This is a genomic window from Jilunia laotingensis (genome assembly GCF_014385165.1).
In the GTDB taxonomy this organism is placed as follows: domain Bacteria; phylum Bacteroidota; class Bacteroidia; order Bacteroidales; family Bacteroidaceae; genus Bacteroides; species Bacteroides laotingensis.
On the sequence record NZ_JACRTF010000001.1, the window covers coordinates 2824601 to 2844286 of the forward strand.

The window sequence follows — 19686 nt, forward strand, 5'->3', positions numbered from 1 at the left end:
TAAAGTCCTCCTTTCCTTTTATGATTTCCAAATAACCGTTTTTAATATTGCAACTTCTCTTTGAGGAATTGGCCCGTATAGCTTGCTCCGCATGCAGCGATCTCTTCCGGTGTTCCCGTAGCTACAATGTAGCCTCCTTTATCACCGCCTTCCGGCCCCAAATCGATTATATGGTCGGCACACTTTATCATATCCATATTATGTTCGATGATGATAATGGTATGCCCGCGGCGAATCAATGCATCGAATGCATCCAGTAGTTTGCGGATGTCATGGAAGTGCAGTCCGGTGGTCGGTTCATCAAAGATAAACAGGGTAGGATCGGCCTTTTCCTGACTTAGGTAAAATGCCAGTTTTACACGTTGGTTCTCACCACCAGACAGGGTAGAGGAGGACTGGCCTAATTTGATATACCCCAGGCCGACATCCTGCAAGGGGATTAGTTTCTTGACTATCTTCTTTTGCCCATGTTCGGTGAAGAACTCGATGGCTTGGTTGACGGTCATCTCCAGTACGTCATAGATGTTCTTGTCTTGGAACTTCACTTCCAGTGTGTCTGCTTTGAAACGTTTTCCGTGACAGGACTCACATTCCAGAACCAAGTCCGCCATAAATTGCATTTCGACCGTAATCGTACCGTCACCCTTGCACTCTTCACAACGGCCTCCTTCGCTATTGAAACTGAAGTATCCCGCAGTGTATCCCATCTGTTTGGCTAACGGCTGTTCAGCCCACAGCTTGCGGATTTCATCGTAAGCCTTGATATAGGTCACCGGGTTGGAGCGTGAAGACTTGCCAATCGGGTTCTGGTCTACGAACTCTATGTTTCTAAGGTTTCGGATATCGCCTCCGATGGAGACGAACTCTCCCGGGCGGTCACTGCACTCGTCCAATTCTCTTTTCAGTGCCCGGTAAAAGATATCACGCACCAAGGTGCTTTTTCCCGAACCGGAAACTCCCGTTACTACCGTCATTACATTCAACGGGAAACGGACATCTACTCCCTTCAGGTTATTTTCACGTGCGCCTTTTATTTCGATATAATTATTCCAGGGACGGCGGTTTTCCGGTACGGGAATCTGTTCTTCTCCCAACAGATAGTGTACTGTATGGCTATTACTACCTTTTTTAAGATCTTTCATATCTCCCTGATAAACCACTTCTCCACCGAGCCGTCCGGCATTCGGCCCGATATCGATAATATAATCAGCGGCACGGATGATCTCTTCATCATGTTCCACCACGACAACCGTATTGCCTAACGCCTGCAATTCACGCAAGACATGGATCAGCCGTTCAGTATCTCTGCTATGGAGGCCAATGCTTGGTTCATCCAGAATATAAAGGCTTCCTACCAGGCTGCTACCTAAGGAGGTAGCCAGATTGATGCGTTGGCTCTCACCTCCTGAGAGGGAATTGCTCAGGCGGTTTAGTGTCAGATATCCCAATCCCACATCTATCAGGAAGCGGATACGGCTGTTGATCTCCAATAAAATGCGGCGGGCTACATTCGTATCATGCTCATTCAGCTTCAGCTCATCAAAAAACTTCTTTAATTCCGTGATAGGGAGATCTACTAGTTCGGATATATTTTTTCCGCCTACACGTACATATCCGGCCTCCGGCTTCAATCGTGTACCGTGGCATCTGGGGCAAAGCGTTTTGCCCCTGTATCGAGCCAACATTACGCGGTATTGTATCTTATATTGGTTTTCTTCCAACATTTTAAAGAAGGCATTGATACCTTCAAAGTATTTTGTCCCTTCCCATAGCATACAGCGTTGCTCATCGGTCAGTTCATAGTAAGGGGTGAATATCGGAAGTCCGGCTTTTTCAGCACCGCGGATTACCATGTCTTTCCATTCGCCCATCTTTTCTCCGCGCCAACAGACAATTGCTCCGTCATAAATCGAGAGCGAACGGTTGGGTACTACAAGATGCTCGTCAATTCCGATTACCTTGCCAAAACCTTCGCATTCGGGACAGGCTCCGACAGGAGAGTTGAATGAGAACATCTGGTCGTTCGGTTCTTCAAACGTGATCCCGTCCGCTTCGAACTTGGTGCTGAAAGTATGCAGCCGAGTTGTTCCGTCCGGTAAGTAAAAACGGAGCATGCATGTTCCGTCTCCTTCATACATGGCAGTTTCTGCAGAATCCGTCAAGCGGCTGACAGCATCTTTTGAGTTAGTTACCGACATACGATCGATAAGCAGGTATACCACGTCTTTGGGGGATGGTTTATATTCGTCGATGCGAACCATTTCTCCATTTACTTCAAGACGGTTAAAACCCTGCTTGAGATCCATTTCCAACTGTTCCGTTAGGGTACGTCCTTCATGGAGCAATATCTGTGTAAGTACTGTATACCGTGTCCCTTCGGGATAAGACAGCATGCAGTTCACAATGTCTTCCGGTGAATGTTTCTTCACTTCTTGTCCGCTGACAGGACTGAAAGTCCGTCCTACACGGGCATAAAGCAAACGAAGATATTCGTATATCTCGGTGGATGTTCCAACGGTAGAGCGAGGGTTACGGCTGTTGACCTTTTGCTCGATGGCTATTGCAGGCGGAATGCCTTTGATAAAATCACATTCCGGCTTGCTCATCCGTCCCAGGAATTGGCGGGCATAACTGCTGAGGCTCTCCACATAGCGACGCTGTCCCTCAGCATAAAGCGTGTCGAATGCAAGGGATGACTTGCCTGATCCCGAAAGACCTGTAATGACAACGAGCTTGTTACGGGGAATATCTACGTCGATGTTTTTGAGGTTGTTGACTCTGGCTCCTTTGATGGATATATTTTTATTTTCTGACATATCAGGTTCCTTTCTATAGATGGTCGGCAAAGTTAGCGATTTTATTGCCAGAACGGAGTAAGGAGAGGCTTTCTATACGGGTTAAGATTTGTTATATTTTGAAATAGATTATGACTGCTTGTTAATAAAAGTGGTAATTTAGTCACGATATTTAAATATGATATTGAAAAGGATTGACTCATGAAAAATATTCGGTTCGTTTTCTGTATAGTCATTCTTCTTTTTGCATGTATTTACCCTTCATGGGGCATAGACAAAACAAAGAATCTAAAAATGTTGGCTGACAGTGCTAAAAGTTTGTCAGGTAAGAGTGAATTCGTATCTGTCAACAGAGCTTATATGAATTTGGCTCGGGAGTTGGAAGATACAATGCATATTGAAGCGGCTTATAATGATTTATTCAATCATTATTATCAATTGGGTGAAGTGGACAGTTTGCGAGTTGTCTGCTATGAATTAATGGACTGGTATAAAGGCCATGATAAGTCAAATGACCGCTATCAGATGTGGCGGCAATATATCCAGCGATTGACTGAAAGCGGTAGACAGGATGAAGCCATTGCCGAAACGGATCTCCTCAGTAAAGACGCGGAGAAAAACAATAATTCTTATGGTCATGCATGCAGTGAGATGTGCATCGGCTATAATCATCGTGTATTCAGTAACAACGTAAAGCTCTGTCTGGAATATTATAACAATGCCTTGAAGATATTTGAAGATGCCGGTTATAATGATGATGCCTATGTGGTTTGCCTGAATATTGTGCAGACTTATCTTGCCAGGCAGGAATACGGGGGTGTACAATGTTATCTCGATCGTATGGAAAAGCTCCGGGAAAAAATGAAAACTGCGGGAAAAGATATTCGGGAGAATCTGTACATGCGTTTTCTTCAGTTCAGAGTGATAGCAACATTAGCTCATGAAGGGAAAGTTGCGGCTGATGGATTTATCCGCGAAACTGATAGTTACTATTCGAGCCATCCGGGTTGCGTTGCTAAGGATGCATGGTATGGCTATAAAATCATGTGTTCGCGTACTCTCGGTGATCTGGAAGGGTCATTGAGTTACTTGGACTCATTGATGGATTATCATAAGTCTATTGGTGCTTGCTATCCTGCCAATCTGCTGATGAAAGCACAATATCTTGAAATTGCCGGCCGGTTGAAAGAGGCATGTAAAGAATATGCCAATTATGCACATGTCAATGATTCGGTTCGTTCGGTAGAGTTGGACGACCAATTAAGCAAGTATACGGTGCAGTTCGATGTGAACAAGCTGAAGATGGAAAAACTGGAGTTGAGTGCTGAAGTCAGCCGGAATCGTTTGATTGCCGTGCTTTCGGTGAGTGCATGTATTCTGGTGTTACTTATCATTCTTGCCTATTTTTATATTCGTACATTGTCTATGAATAGGAAACTGGATGCTGCCAATAAAGCAGTTATTAAAGCCAGTCGCATTAAAAGTTCCTTTATTCAACACATTACGCATGAGATTCGTACTCCGCTTAATTCCATTGTAGGATTTTCGTCATTATTGGCGAATGGCGGTACAAGTGAAGAAGAAAACCGGGAATATAGCATGCAAATAGAAGCAAGCAATGCCTATCTGCTCGATCTGGTAAATAATGTAGTGGATATTGCCGATATGGATTCGCAGACTGAGGATATGCCTAGACGCTCTGTCGATGTAGATGCTTGTTGCCGGGAGTGTATTGCTGAAGTACGACCTTCCGTAAAGCCTGAAGTCGAAATGCAATATGAACCTTTGCCTCAACCGGTGACTTTGCAAGCTGTCGGGCCGTGGGTTAAGCGGGTATTGCTGGCTCTTCTCAATAATGCTGCAAAGTTCACTCAATCAGGCTATATACGTCTTCGTTACGAGAACGACAGGCAACATCACTTGGTACGTTTCATCGTGGAAGATTCCGGTCCTGGAATTAGCGAGGAATATAAGGACAGCATTTTCGAACGTTTTGTCAAAGTGGATAATTTCACTCCGGGGACGGGGTTGGGACTTGCCGTAGTGCATCAGATCATGGATATTGTGGATGGGAAGGTCTATTTGGATACAACATATGACGGTGGCGCGCGATTTATCGTTGAATGGCCTGCCGAATAGTTGGAGATAATGCGGATTATTGTATCTTTGCGCTGCATAATCGATTGAAAATAACAATATGAATCTTAGAACCTTTACCATTCTTTTGTCGGTCTTATTCCTTTCAATGGGAATGAAGGCTCAGACTCCGGGTAGTAGTGCTTATCCGAAACGTGAATTTCGTGCAGCATGGATCCAAACCGTTAACGGGCAATTCAAAAGTATGCCTACGGAGAGAATACAACAGATACTCATTGAACAACTTAACTCATTGCAAGGTGCGGGCATCAATGCAATCATTTTTCAGGTACGTCCTGAGGCTGATGCACTTTATGCTTCTCAACTGGAACCGTGGAGCCGTTTCTTGACAGGTGTACAGGGTAAAACACCGACTCCTTATTGGGACCCGATGCAATTCATGATTGATGAATGTCACAAACGGGGTATGGAGTTTCATGCCTGGATTAATCCTTACCGGGCAAAAACCAACCTGAACGTGACGCTTGCCGATAATCATCTATATAACATTCATCCGGAGTGGTTTGTTACATATGGAAACCAACTCTATTTTGATCCGGCATTACCGGAAAGTCGTAAGCATATTTGCATGGTGATTACCGATATCGTTTCCCGTTATGATGTGGATGCCATCCATATGGACGATTACTTCTATCCTTATCCTGTTGCCGGGAAAGATTTCCCCGATGATAACAGTTTCGCCCGTTACGGAGGAGGTTTTACGAACAAAGCCGACTGGCGTCGCAGCAATGTGAACATCCTTGTCAAAAAGATACATGAGACTGTGCGTGAAATAAAACCGTGGGTAAAGTTCGGGATCAGTCCTTTCGGCATTTATCGTAATGAAGGCACTGATCCGCTGGGGAGTAAGACAAATGGTCTGCAAAATTATGATGATCTGTATGCTGATGTCTTGCTGTGGGCACGCGAAGGCTGGATCGATTATAATATTCCGCAAATATATTGGGAAATCGGTCATCCTCGTGCTGATTATGAGACTTTGGTAAACTGGTGGGCAAAACATACGGAGAATCGTCCTCTTTTCATCGGCCAATCTGTGATGAACACTGTAGAGCATGCCGATCCGAAGAATCCTTCCATCAATCAATTACCCCGTAAGATGGCTTTGCAGCGTGCTTACCAAACGATCGGAGGTAGTTGCCAATGGCCTGCCAGCTCGGTGGTGGAGAATGCGGGGAAATATCGCGATGCCTTGGTACAGGAATATCACAAATATCCTGCTCTCGTTCCTGTATTCGACTTTATGGACAACGAAGCTCCGGATAAAGTTCGGAAAGTGAAACCTGTATGGACTGCGGATGGATATATGCTATTTTGGACAGCCCCGAAAGCAAAAACCGAAATGGACCGTGCTGTTCAGTATGTGGTATATCGTTTTGACAGTAAAGAAACGGTAAATATCGATGATCCTTCTCATATCGTGGCCATAACAAGAGATAACTTCTATAAGTTACCCTATGAAAATGGTAAAACAAAATATCGTTATGTCGTTACTGCTCTCGATCGTCTGCATAATGAATCGAAATCAGTAAGCAAGAAAGTAAAATTATAAAGAAAAAGTAAGGGTAGGAGCGTACTTGCAAAAGCACGTACTTAACATCGTATAAAGTACGTATTCTAATCGGGTAAAATACGTACTTTATACGATGTTAAGTAGGGCTTTTGAGAAGATGATATACTTAATAAAAAAGAAGTCCTGCTATACCACAAGCAATAATCATCAATATAGGATTTGTTTTGTATTTTCTTGTCCCGATAAAAGCAACGAGAAAGATTAGGATGCTGACAATAAAGGAATAGGTATCTTGAGTGGGAGATCCGAAGTTTTCTACATTCATCAGTACCAATGCTGCTGAGGCTAACAGGCCTACTACAGCTGGGCGTAGTCCGCTGAAAATGGCTTCCACTATGGGATGCTTCTGATATCTAAGAAAGAATTTACTGATTGTGAGCATTAATATGAAAGAAGGTAGTACCACGGCAAACGTGGCTATAACCGATCCCCAGATGCTGCCTGTTGATGTGAATCCGACGTAGGTTGCTGCATTGATCCCAATGGGACCCGGTGTCATCTGACTGATGGCAACTATATCCGTGAATTCTTGTGAACTGACCCATCCATAACGAGTGACTACTTCTCCCTGAATCATCGAAAGCATGGCATATCCTCCTCCGAAACCAAAAAGGCCGATTTTAAAAAAAGTATAGAATAACTGTAAGTAGATCATGGCTGATAATTATGATTGATGAATTTAGTTTCTTCTTCTTCTTTTCCATTGTCCCCACAGGAATCCCCCTATTCCTGCTGCGATGATTATCCATATCGGAGAGAATCCGAGTAACCAGATCAGTAGTGCGGAGACCACGGGAATCCACATGTTATATCGGTTGATCCGGGCCGATTTTGCCATCGTGAATGTCGGTGCGGCAATCAAGGCTACGACCGCTGGACGAATTCCTTTGAATATCCGTTCCACGATGACATTGTCCTTGAAATTATGGAAAAATAGTGCAATGGCAAGGATAATGATAAACGATGGTAGCACAGTTCCCAATGCCGTAATGATACTGCCCCGTATCCCCTTCAATTTGTATCCGATGAATATGGAAATATTTACCGCCAGTATTCCAGGCGCAGATTGTGAGATTGCTAACAAATCCATAAAATCATCCTGGGCTATCCATTTTCTCTTTTTTACTATCTCATTCTCAATAAGTGGAACCATTGCATAGCCTCCACCGATAGTAAAAGCACCTATTTTAAAAAAGATGCCGAATGCTTCCAGATAAATATTCACTCTTCCGATTCCTCCTTGTCTTTAATTTTTTTCTCTTTTTGTGTGGATGCCTTTGCATATTTGCTGGGACTCATATTAAAATGCTTCTTGAAGACTTCACGGAAATATTTCGCATCATTGAAACCTGTCATGTCTGATATTTCATTGATGTTATGCTCTCCTTCTTTCAATAGTTTTGCAGCTCGTTTCAGACGTATTAAGCGGACATAGTCACTTGGCGTCTGGTTTGTCAATGCCCTGATTTTATTATATAAACTTGTACGGCTCATGTTGAGCAGTTCGCAAAGTACATCGACATTAAATTCTGAATTGTCGATATTTTCATCAATACCCTTATTTACCGTATCGATAAATTTCCAATCTAGTTCATTGGAACAATTAAGACGTATGTCCTGTTCTTCTTCTTTATCATTTTCTGTATCTAGACTGGAGAATTTGCTTCTTAAGAGTGCGCGGTTGGTCAACAGGTTGGCAATCGTAGCTTTCAGAATACCGATATTGAAGGGCTTCACCACATATTCGTCTGCACCAGTCTTTAGGCCGTCCAGAATATTTTTCTCAGCATTGAGTGCTGTTAATAAAATAATAGGAATATGGGAAGTTTCGATATCGTTTTTGAGAATAGAACACAGTTCGTCACCTTGCATTTCGGGCATCATGATATCCGAGATGATCAGTTCCGGTTTATAGCCCTTTACGATGGATAGTGCTTCCTTACCATTACTGCATACTTGTACAGTATATTGTTCCGAAAGTGTATGTTTCAGATAATCACGTAATTCATCATTATCTTCTACGACCAGTATGCGTTGGCGGCTTTCATCCTGTTTTATTTTTGCATTCTCGTATATTTCCGGTGTCGGCAATGTCTCATTTGGCTGGACTGGTAATTTTGTATTGCTCTTAGTTGCCAGATGTGCTTTGTTTAACTGCTTATTGTCTTTCGGGAAAGTAATCTTAATGAGCGATCCCTGATGTTCCACGCTGTTCAGATATATCTTACCCCGGTGCAGATGAACTAGTTTCCAAACGAGCATTAATCCGATGCCACTTCCGGTTACTTTGGAATTGATGGCGTTGCTGCCACGGAAATGCATTCTGAACAGTTTCTTTTGTTCACTTTGGGGGATACCGATACCGGTATCTTTTACTTCAATGCTCCATGTGTCTGGGTTTTCACTGACAAAGATATGTACACTTCCGCTTTCTAACGTATATTTCAAAGCATTAGAGATGATATTCTTCAATATGGAGTCCATTTTGTCTTTGTCGAACCATACGTTTAAATAACGGAAATTACTTTCATAGGTGAAGTTTATATGTTTCACCATGGCATACGGACGGAAGGCGTTGAATGTTTCTTCCATATATGTATTCAGTTCATATTCTGAAATATACAAATCTGAAGAATATACATCCGCCCGTTCGAAATTGATCAGGTTGGTTGTCAATCGTAATAAAGCGTTTACATTGCGCAACGCGGTATTCATATTGGATATTCCGTCCTTACTCAGCGTCTCTTTTTCGCGTAATTCTTCTAGTGGGGCTTTGATTAAAGTTAAAGGTGTCCGGATGTCGTGTGCCGTATTGATAAAGAAGTGTATTTTCTCATCCGATATTTTTCTTTGCTTTCTCATGATCACGATACGGATCACTGTAGCAGCGATTAAGAGAATAATGCCGGTATAAGCCAACAAAGCCCATGGCGATAGCCATATGGGTTGGGCTATAATAATTTTCATTTCTCTTTCTTCAAGGGTGATTCGTTTGTCCTCATTCGAAACAGCCTGAACTCGCAAAGTATATTCACCCGGATTCAGATTGGTGAACCGGATGATGTTTTCACTTTCCGGACGGCTCCATTCGTCAAAGAATCCTTCAAGTTTATACTTGTATAGAATATTTGAAGGGTAATCATAATTGATAGAAGATACTTTGATGGAAAAGATGTTCTGATTATATTTTAGATAAAGTTCTTTCGTATCATCAATATCGATCTTCAACGGTGAATTATCATCTCCCGGATAGACTGTCTGATAGAAAAGGCGAAAATCGCTGAAAACCATCTTTGTAGAATAGGTTCTCGGTATCTTCATATCCTTATTGAATTCTACGGCTCCGTCCGAACTGCCGAATACGAAATATCCGTTTTTTCGTAAAGTTCCCGATTCTGCATTGAAATGAATGGTCATTAGCCCCTGTTCCTTCGTCCAGTTGTGGAATACTTTTTCTTCAGGATAGAAGCTTACCAATCCGTTTTCCGTGCTGATAAGAATATCTTTATCACCGTTCGAACGTATTGTATAGATATTATTCGAGATAAGGGCACAGTTGTCTACATGATAATGCGTAAACAGCTTTACGGTTGGGTCATAAATTAATAATCCCGAACCACCCGTTCCGATGTATAAACTTCCGTTCTCAGCCTGATAGAGTGAATAAATATAGGTTGATTCTACGGGCAGTTTGATTCGTTCGAAACTTCCGGTTTTCTTTTCCAGCAAGAATAGACCGGTTGCAGTGCCGATCCACAATTCTTTGTTGTTTTTCTCAACAATGGCTGTGATAGAGTTCAGCCCATTATAAGGTATAATTGTCTTTTCTCGCAGGTTTATTTGTTTTAGATTGTAGTAACCACCGGACCAGATGATACCTTCAGAATCTTTCATGATGGTACGGATATATTTATCAGGACGCATGTTTGTATTGGTGAAGTCTGATGGAGTGAAGAAATCTGTGGTCAGACTTTTCTTGTTTATCTGATGGATTCCCGAACTATAGCCCCCTGCCCAAATTATTCCGGGTTGTACTTCACATAAGGTGATAAATATATGGTTCTTGTTTTGCTTCTTTTCATTAAAAGAACTTAGAAAAGAGTGCCACTCACCTGTCTGTGTTCTATATAAGCTTATACCGTTATTAGTGGCATACCATAAATCTCCTTCTGAATCTTCAATAATGGAATTCACCTGATCATTGACAAGGGATTGTTTGTTGCCAATGGAGTGCTTGATCCAATTGTAACTTGAATATCGGTTATTGCGGATAGTGATTCCTATCGGGTAGTTTGCCATCCAGATTCTGCCTTCATCATCTAAATAAATATCATAGATATTATTGCCATTCATACCGTTATTTTTATTATAGTCAGCTACGATATACGGAGTCGTGTGGTAGGTATCTACGTTCATTTTGAAAACTCCGGCTCCATCCGTTGCGATTAATAACTCTTTATTATTTAATGGTTTAATGGCATTGATACTCATATCTGCCAGACTGTATTCCGGCTGATAACTTTGTTTGGTATTCATATCATATACGAATATACCTCTTTGGAAAGTCCCTATAAATAGTTTACGTGCTTTTTGATCGAAATATATTTCGTTGATTTGTATCATGATATTGTCCAACTTGTCGCAATGGATAGGTGATAAAGTGCCGTCTTTTAATTCGGCATAATGGATGCCTTCTTCCGTAGCAATATAATAATGGGTATCATCAATTTGAGCAACATCGGTTATCATCTCATTTACCGCATTTTTCAGATTAGTAACTTTGCGTTTCTGAGTGTCGTACAAATAGATTGTCTCTTCACAACAAAGCCAGATGATGTGGTTGCTGTCTATAAAGCTGAAGCTGACAGGGGCAGGCATATCTTTGTTTGTTGCTTCCGGAAGTTTATATTCTACAACAAATGTATCATGTTGTTCGTCATATCGGAATATTTTTCCTTTTTTCCCTATTTGCCAGATGGCACCTTCATCATCTATATAGAGCCAGTTAAGATTCAGCAATGAGTTTACTTCCTCTTTGCCATCCATTAATTTGTACTGTTTGAATTCTTTACCGTCGTAGCGGTCTACACCTTCATGCGTGAGGAGCCACATATATCCTTTGGGACCCTTTTGTATGGAGTATACTCTCCGGTTGCTCATGCCATCTTCTACACCGATGTATTTATAGGTTTGAGCAATACAAGTTAATGGAAGTAATACTAAGAGAAAAAGCCATTTCTTCATACTAATAAGACTTTTAGAATTATGTATTTCGATTTCCTGGGGGGTGAATGAATCACAAAAATAGGAAGTATTTTTGATATAACAAAATATTTCAGAAGGATAGATTTCCGCTTTTTATATCTACTTGACTAATATGATCCTGAATTTGTATATAGTGAACGTTGAATGAGTATTTGTTTTGAAAACAGAAAAAACAATTCGTTGTTTTGTGTGATTAGAGTAAACGAAAAGGCTGTCACCGGATAAAGTGACAGCCTTAGAACGATAAGAAATATCAGTGAATTATTTCATTTTCTCTTCTACCCACTTGCGTGCGTTGACAAATGCTTCGATCCAGGGAGTGACTTGATCGCTCTTCAACCGATCCGCAGGATAGTTGGCATTTTGCCAGGGGAACACAGAACGCTCCAAGTGTGGCATCATCGCCAAATGACGTCCATCGGTGCTGGCAATGGCAGCTATGGAATAGTCCGAACCGTTCGGATTACCTGGGTATTCATCGTAAGAATATTTTGCCACCACATTGTACTTGTCTTCCTCATAGGGAAGAGAAAATTTTCCTTCTCCGTGTGCCACCCAGACTCCCAGTTTGCTACCGCTCAATGAGCCGAACATGACGCTACGATTGGTCGGGATAGTCAGTCCGACAAAGGTCGATTCGAACTTGTGGGATTCATTATGTAGCATATGGGCTTTCTTTTTATGCTCAGGATTGATGAAGTTCAATTCTACCATTAGCTGGCAACCGTTGCAGATACCTAATGATAAGGTATCTTCGCGGGCATAGAATTTATCAAGTGCTTCTTTGGCTTTAGGGTTGAACAGGAAGCTGCCTGCCCATCCTTTGGCTGATCCTAGCACATCCGAGTTGGCAAAGCCACCGCAATAGACGATCATATTCACGTCTTCCAATGTCTCGCGTCCACTGATCAGGTCAGTCATGGTAACGTCTTTCACATCGAAACCAGCCAGATAGAGCGAGTATGCCATTTCACGTTCACCATTCGTTCCCTTCTCGCGGATGATAGCTGCACGTATGCCGCTTGGTGTACGGCGGTCAGGAGTGATGTCGTATTGTGACAATTTTCCTTTAAAACCGGGCATAAAGGCATATTCCAAAGGTTGCATCTTATAATTCTCAAAGCGTTTCTTGGCACAACCGTTCATGGATTGTTTACGGTCGAGCAGATATGAAGAAGCATACCATACATCACGCATATAGTCAATGCCGAATTGGTAGGTTGCCCCGTCTTTCGATACGAGGATATGTCGTTCGTCCGTTGGTTTACCCAGTTTGATAAATCCTATGCCTGCATCTTCGAGTATTTTCTTTACTTCTTCTTTATGTTTGTCGGCTATCTGGATGACGATACCTGGATTCTCTGCGAAGAGGATTTTTACGATGTCATTCTCCTTCATCTTACCGAGGTCGATTTCAAGTCCACCCTCCACGTTGGCGAAACACATTTCGAGCAATGTAGTGATAAGACCACCTGCGGAAATATCGTGTCCTGCCAAGATCAATCCTTTGTTTACCAGTGCCTGAACAGCCATAAATGCATCACGGAAATATTCAGCATCCTGTACGCAAGGTACTTCATCGCCAACTTTGCCAAGTGATTGTGAGAAAGCCGAACCGCCAAGTTTCAAAGCATCGAAACTGAAATCGATGTGATAAAGAGTCGTCTTTTCGTTGTTAACGAGAACTGGTGATACGACCTTCTTCACGTCTGAAACTTCACCACCGGCAGATACGATAACTGTTCCCGGAGAGATTACTTTCTCGCCATCGGGATATTTCTGTGTCATGGACAGGGAGTCTTTACCAGTCGGTACATTGATTTGCAGTGCGCAGCAGAAATCACTTAATGCTTTTACTGCCGTGTAAAGACGGGCATCTTCACCTTCCTGCGAACGGCATGGCCACATCCAGTTGGCAGACAGGGAAATGCTATCCATGCCTTCTGCCATTGGTGCCCATACAAGGTTAGTCAATGCCTCGCTGACGGAGAGGATAGAGCCTGCTGCCGGATCCGCCAAAGCTGCTTGAGGTGCGTGTCCGATGGACGTTGCAATCCCTTTCTCACCCCGATAATCCAAGGCCACGACTCCACAGTCGCTCAGGGGCAATTGTATTTCACCTTGGCATTGCTGGCGGGCAACCTTGCCTGTTACGGAGCGGTCTACTTTGTTGGTCAACCAGTCTTTGCACGCCACAGCTTCCAGTTGCAAAACATTGGTCAGGTATTCGTGCAATTTAGACTGTTCGTATTCCGGCATTGCGTAATGACGTTCAACGGTCTTGTCGATCATGTAAGTCTTAGGTGAAGAACCGAACATCTGGTCTACCGCCAAGTCGAAAGGACGTACACCGTCTGCCTGTTGGAAAGCAAAACGTTGGTCACCGGTCGTTTCACCGACAACGTACATCGGGGCACGTTCGCGTTCGGCTATTTTGCGTACATGTTCGATGGCTTCTTCTTTGATGAGAAGTCCCATGCGTTCCTGCGATTCATTAGCAATGATTTCTTTAGCCGACAATGTTTTGTCACCGATCGGCAACTTGCTCATGTCGATCAGTCCACCGCACTCTTCCACAAGTTCCGACAGGCAGTTGACGTGTCCTGCCGATCCGTGGTCATGGATGGATACTACCGGATTCTCATCTTCTTCGCAGAGGGCACGAACCACGTTGTTGGCGCGTTTCTGCATTTCTGCATTCGCGCGTTGTATGGCATTCAGTTCAATACCACTGCTGTAGCGGCCGGTATCGACTGATGACACCGAACCACCGCCAAGTCCGATACGGTAGTTGTCACCACCGATCACTACGACTTTGTTGCCAGCTTCGGGTGTGCCTTTCAGGCAATCACGTTGTGTGCCGTAACCTACGCCACCGGCAAGCATGATTACTTTGTCGTAACCATATACTTCGTTATTTTCTTTATGTTCGAAAGTCAGTACCGAACCGCAGATCAGTGGTTGGCCGAACTTGTTTCCGAAATCCGAAGCACCATTGGATGCTTTGATCAGAATTTGTTCCGGTGTCTGGTATAACCATTTTCGCACGGGCAGAATATCTTCCCAAGAGCGGCCTTCGTCCGTCCGTGGGTAAGAAGTCATGTAAACGGCTGTTCCTGCTATCGGCCAAGAACCTTTACCGCCCCCCATACGGTCACGGATTTCACCGCCCGTACCGGTTGAAGCACCATTGAAAGGTTCTACTGTTGTAGGAAAATTGTGTGTCTCGGCTTTCAGCGAGATCACACTTTTTATATCTTTTATTTGGAAGAAGTCGGGCTTTGAATGGTCAGCGGGTGCGAATTGCTCTATTACCGGACCTTCTGCGAATGCCACATTGTCTTTGTAGGCAGAGATGATTTTGTTCGGATTCTCTTGTGTGGTCTTTTTTATCATCTGGAAGAGCGACGATTCCTGTTCTTCGCCATCGATGATAAATGTTCCGCCAAAGATTTTGTGGCGGCAGTGTTCCGAGTTGATCTGCGCGAAACCGAAAACTTCCGAGTCAGTCAGTTTGCGTCCCAAGTCATTTTCCACCTTTTTCAAGTAGTCCATTTCCTCTTTGGAGAGTGCAAGCCCTTCTTTCTCGTTATAGGCTTCGAGGTCTTCAATGTAGATGATCGGTTCCGGCTGGCGATTGGTGGTAAACACATTTTGATCCAGGCCTTTGTACATGCGTTGCAGCATCGGGTCGAATTCAGTGTTTTCATCTTTTACGGGGAAGTACTCTTCAATCCGGCTGATGCCATCGACGCCCATGTTTTGGGTGATCTCTACTGCATTGGTACTCCAGGGAGTAATCATTTCGCGGCGTGGTCCCACGAAACAGCCTTTCAGGTTTTCTTCACTTTCCGTAGTGGCTTCGCCAAAGAGCCAACAGAGTTTTTTGTTATCGTCCGGTGTGAGCGATTGGTTGCTCTCTACGGCAATCACGCTCTTGGAAGGGGTTCTGAAAAAAAGAATCATGTTGTATAATTACGGGTTTACGATTTGCGATTTTGTGATCGAAGCATCCCCTTGACGTAGAGGATAGACTTCTTTTTCTTGCGGTGCAAAGATAGTAAGAAAAAAGGAGATGGATAACAAAAAGGTATAATAAATGCAGGAGTCAATAACAGGCGTTTTCTTTAAAAAAGGTAGACGACTGTTATTGACTCCTACGGATGGAATGAATTTTATTTCACATATACTTTGCCATGAATTATTGAATTATCACCTTGCATGATTCCCGGCTATTATCAGGACGCGAAAGTATCATGATATAATTTCCCGCATGGAGGCCGGTAAGAGGAATATCGAGTATGCCATCCCGGATAGTAAGATCCATGCTATATTGCAATATTCCATCAAAAGAATACAATTCAAGTTTGATGAAATCCGATTCCGAGAAAGAGATGGATAACTGCCGGTTTTCAACAGGGTTATTCAGTACCCGGAACCGAGGAGTGGATTTATGTTCAATGACTGGCATAAGCTCATCACAGGTACATTTATCTTCAAAACGGAAAAGGGCTTCACTGTTACGCCAGACACCGACTAAATGTCCCTCATAATTGGTCGGAACCCATACACTACAATAAAGCAAATCTTTAACATTCCCGATGCCTTCAATCCAACTAAAGTAACGTCCTTCCGGATCACCATCAAAAAAGAACTGCTTGCGAAGGATACCTTCAGTCGCTATGGTATCAATGCGGGCTACTTCCATTTCATATGTTTCGTAAGGATCCCATCCATCTTCATATTCTATACGGTCTCCAACCTTCAAATTGAAATCATAAACCAAATTCTCAAAACCTTCGCGCTCATTAAATCCTTTCCTGAAATAAAACACTTTTCTGTTTTCTTCACGAAAAGCCCCCATATATTCTTTCACATCAGGCTGCTCACATCGATTCCGATATATTTTCTTATAAGACTTGCCCAAAATCAAGGTATCTTCATTACTGATTACCGTCTCAACCCCGCTACTGCCTCCCGCTGCAGTCATTATCCATTTGCAGCTGCCGTCCATTATAAATGGCTGATAGGTGTATTCACTTGATTGAGAAGATAATGAACAACTGAAAAAGATCATTATAATAGAAAAAAAGAGATATCTCATAATTACTATTTATTTAATTTGATTTCAAAATTTGTACCTAATTATATCTATGCGCGGACAGTAAGGAAGCGGATAGTAAAGAAGATGTTTCAGATGTTTCCAAACCGATTTTAAATCAAAGCATGATAGAACCATATTCTCTATTATTGAATTATCACCTTGCATGATTCCCGGCTATTATCTGAGCGCGAAAGTATTAGGATGTAATTCCCCGCATGAAGACCGGTAAGAGGAATATCGAGTATGCCGTCCCGAATGACAAGATCTGTCCTATATTGCAATATTCCATCAAAAGAATACAAATCGAGCTTTGTGAAATCCGATTCCGAGAAAGAGATGGATAGCTGCCGGTTTTCGACAGGGCTATTCAGTACCCGGAACCGAGGAGTGGATTGATGTTCAATCACGGGAACCATTTCCTCGCAGGTACACTTGTAGGAATGGCAGAAAAGAGCCTTCCCATTGCGCCAGACACCAGCCAGAATAGGGTTGAAGCCAGTCACTAAATACGGGAAAGGTCGGGTAAATACGTATTCACTGCCGATACCTTCAGTCCAGCTTTCATACGGGGCGGAATAAAAATAATATTTTCGACGGGGAATACCTTCTAGTAAAATTGTATCCACATGCAAAACCTTACATTCAGGATTGGGATCATCATCATTATCAGGATAAATAAAAGCATAACCATCTTCATACTCCATCCTATCACCTGCCTTGAGATTGAAATCATAAAGCATTCTTTCAGGAATAACTTCATTTGCAGCAAAAGGCGATGGATACAATGTCGTATCTACAAAGAATATTTGACGATTTTCCTCACGGATCGCCCCAGAGTATATTTTTTCCGTGGGATGCTTGCAGGGGTGAACAAAAATCTTCTTATATGTCTTATTGGATATCAAGGTATCTTCATTGCTTATTATTTTTTTATAGCCATCAATTCCATATTGCTTATTTATGATCCATTCACATGAACCATCCATTATAAAAGGCTTATATTGATAGCTCAATTTTTCTGTAACCGGATAATCGCATAGCTCATTATGATAAGTGTAGAAAACCTGATAAGGTATTGAACTTATGTCAGAGATTAACACAAGAAAAAGTTCATTATGGCTTCCACCTCTTATTTGGTAGGATAAATCCCTTAGACATTTTTCATTCGTCTCTGGTTCGTCTTTAATCTCCGTTTCCCTGATGAAGACTGTGTCATTCGAACAGGTGATTTCTACATTTATATTGCTGCAGGAAGAATTTACCAGAATATCTTTATGGGAAAATCCTAATAGAAAACAGCTTTCTGTGAAGTTGTAGCTTTCGTTATATGAAAACATCTCATAACGATCTTTTATCGCTTTATCCAGACATTCTCCAAGCTTTACATTCTCGACTTGAATCGGTTTAATGTTGGGCTGTGCATACAGAAATAGATTGCATGCACACAATAAAATCAGAAATAATAATTTATCCATATTCTTTATTATTGAATTGTCACCTTACACGATTCCCGGCTATTATCTGAGCGCGAAAGTATCAGGATGTAATTCCCCGCATGAAGACCGGTAAGAGGAATATCGAGTATGCCATCCCGAATGACAAGATCCATCCTATATTGCAGTATTCCATCGAATGAATATAATTCGAGCTTGGTGAAATCCGATTCTGAGAAAAATATGGATAATAGTCGGTTCTCAACTGGGTTATTCAGTACCCGGAACCGAGGAGTGGATTTATGTTCAATGACGGGAACCATATCCTCGCAAGTACACAGGCCGGCAAAACAACAGTAAAGTTCTTTCCCATTGCACCAAACACCAATCAAATTAGGATTGTAACCGGTCATTAAAGGCGGGAAAGGTTCGGTGAATACGTATTCGCTACCGATACCCTCAGTCCAAGTATCCCAATATGGTTCATCAAAATAAAATTTCCGGCGAGGAATGCCTTCCAGCAATATTGTGTCTATATGTGAAACCTGGAGAATGCCCGGAAGATCCCTGGAATTTTCGTATTCCATCCTGTCACCCACCTGGAGATTGAAATCGTAAAGCTTCTTTTCCGGAATAATTTCATTTGCAGTATAAGGCGACGGATACAATGTCGTATCTACAAAGAATATTTGGCGGTTTTCTTCACGGATCGCACCAGCGTATATTTTTTCCGTGGGATGCTTACAGGGGTGAACAAAGATCTTCTTATATGCCTTATGGGATATCAAAGTATCTTCATTGCTTATTATTTTTTTATGCCCATCAATTCCATATAACGTATTTATGATCCACTCACACGAACCATCCATTATAAAAGGCTTATATTGATAGTCTGATTTTTCAGTAACCGGATAGACACATTCATTGCTACCGGTATAGAAAGCTTGATAAGGGATTGAACTAACATCGGATGTTAACACAAGAACAAGCGCATGATGGCTTCCTACCCTAATTTGGTAGGATAAATCCCTTAGGCATTTTTCATCTGTATTAGTTTCGCTTTTAATCTCTGTTTCCCTGATGAAGACTGTGTCATTCGAACAGGTGATTTCTACATTTATATTGCTACCGGAAGAATTCACCAGAATATCTTTATGGGAAACTTTTAATAGATAATCATTGTCAATGCAATCCTTTTCATACGAAAACATCTCATAACGATCCTTTATTACTTTATCCGTATTGCATAGTTTGACCTTCGTGACATGAGCCTGTTCAACTGCCGCTTGCGAATGAGGTTGGGCATACAAAAAGAGATTGTATACACAAAAAATGATCAGAAATAACAGTTTATTCATA

Annotated in this window: 10 protein-coding genes; 2 read left to right on the forward strand and 8 right to left on the reverse strand. The window is 42.3% G+C overall.

Going from position 1 to position 19686, the window contains the following annotated elements:
• Positions 1 to 41 precede the first annotated feature (41 nt).
• The gene (gene uvrA, locus H8744_RS10750; RefSeq protein WP_262434816.1) at positions 42 to 2816 is read right to left on the reverse strand and encodes an excinuclease ABC subunit UvrA; all 2775 of its coding nucleotides are present in this window, start codon (positions 2814 to 2816) and stop codon (positions 42 to 44) included.
• A gap of 180 nt (positions 2817 to 2996) precedes the next feature.
• On the opposite strand from uvrA, the gene H8744_RS10755 reads away from it, so the two are divergent.
• Both H8744_RS10755 and H8744_RS10760 read left to right on the forward strand, forming a co-directional pair.
• Positions 2997 to 4934, forward strand: coding sequence for a sensor histidine kinase (locus H8744_RS10755; protein WP_262434817.1), 1938 nt, complete (start codon positions 2997 to 2999; stop codon positions 4932 to 4934).
• Between the two features lie 58 nt (positions 4935 to 4992).
• Positions 4993 to 6504: a glycoside hydrolase family 10-like protein gene (locus H8744_RS10760; RefSeq protein ID WP_262434818.1), complete on the forward strand. Its 1512-nt coding sequence runs from the start codon at positions 4993 to 4995 to the stop codon at positions 6502 to 6504.
• 127 nt (positions 6505 to 6631) lie between these two features.
• Here the strand turns inward: H8744_RS10760 and H8744_RS10765 are convergent, their stop codons facing one another.
• From H8744_RS10765 to H8744_RS10795, 7 genes are all read right to left on the reverse strand, one after another.
• The gene (locus tag H8744_RS10765) at positions 6632 to 7180 is read right to left on the reverse strand and encodes a chromate transporter (RefSeq protein WP_262434819.1); all 549 of its coding nucleotides are present in this window, start codon (positions 7178 to 7180) and stop codon (positions 6632 to 6634) included.
• A gap of 24 nt (positions 7181 to 7204) precedes the next feature.
• A complete protein-coding gene (locus H8744_RS10770) occupies positions 7205 to 7750 on the reverse strand; it encodes a chromate transporter (protein WP_262434820.1) in 546 nt (181 codons plus the stop codon).
• Positions 7747 to 11769, reverse strand: coding sequence for a two-component regulator propeller domain-containing protein (locus H8744_RS10775; protein ID WP_262434821.1), 4023 nt, complete (start codon positions 11767 to 11769; stop codon positions 7747 to 7749). Before H8744_RS10775 ends, H8744_RS10770 begins: the two co-directional genes overlap by 4 nt.
• 282 nt (positions 11770 to 12051) lie before the next feature.
• Positions 12052 to 15756, reverse strand: coding sequence for a phosphoribosylformylglycinamidine synthase (purL, locus tag H8744_RS10780; protein WP_262434822.1), 3705 nt, complete (start codon positions 15754 to 15756; stop codon positions 12052 to 12054).
• 235 nt (positions 15757 to 15991) lie between these two features.
• Positions 15992 to 16894, reverse strand: coding sequence for a T9SS type A sorting domain-containing protein (locus tag H8744_RS10785; protein ID WP_262434823.1), 903 nt, complete (start codon positions 16892 to 16894; stop codon positions 15992 to 15994).
• Between the two features lie 143 nt (positions 16895 to 17037).
• Positions 17038 to 18369 (reverse strand): hypothetical protein, encoded by a 1332-nt coding sequence (locus H8744_RS10790; protein WP_262434824.1) that lies wholly within the window; start codon positions 18367 to 18369, stop codon positions 17038 to 17040.
• An 8-nt stretch (positions 18370 to 18377) separates the two neighbouring features.
• Positions 18378 to 19685 (reverse strand): hypothetical protein, encoded by a 1308-nt coding sequence (locus tag H8744_RS10795; protein WP_262434825.1) that lies wholly within the window; start codon positions 19683 to 19685, stop codon positions 18378 to 18380.
• Position 19686: the final 1 nt, after the last annotated feature.

Bases quoted from the DNA above. Each gene is read 5' to 3' on its own strand.
- uvrA (WP_262434816.1), bottom strand. From the start codon at position 2,816: ATGTCAGAAAATAAAAATATATCCATCAAAGGAGCCAGAGTCAACAAC.
- H8744_RS10755 (WP_262434817.1), top strand. From the start codon at position 2,997: ATGAAAAATATTCGGTTCGTTTTCTGTATAGTCATTCTTCTTTTTGCA.
- H8744_RS10760 (WP_262434818.1), top strand. From the start codon at position 4,993: ATGAATCTTAGAACCTTTACCATTCTTTTGTCGGTCTTATTCCTTTCA.
- H8744_RS10765 (WP_262434819.1), bottom strand. From the start codon at position 7,180: ATGATCTACTTACAGTTATTCTATACTTTTTTTAAAATCGGCCTTTTT.
- H8744_RS10775 (WP_262434821.1), bottom strand. From the start codon at position 11,769: ATGAAGAAATGGCTTTTTCTCTTAGTATTACTTCCATTAACTTGTATT.
- purL (WP_262434822.1), bottom strand. From the start codon at position 15,756: ATGATTCTTTTTTTCAGAACCCCTTCCAAGAGCGTGATTGCCGTAGAG.
- H8744_RS10785 (WP_262434823.1), bottom strand. From the start codon at position 16,894: ATGAGATATCTCTTTTTTTCTATTATAATGATCTTTTTCAGTTGTTCA.
- H8744_RS10790 (WP_262434824.1), bottom strand. From the start codon at position 18,369: ATGGATAAATTATTATTTCTGATTTTATTGTGTGCATGCAATCTATTT.
- H8744_RS10795 (WP_262434825.1), bottom strand. From the start codon at position 19,685: ATGAATAAACTGTTATTTCTGATCATTTTTTGTGTATACAATCTCTTT.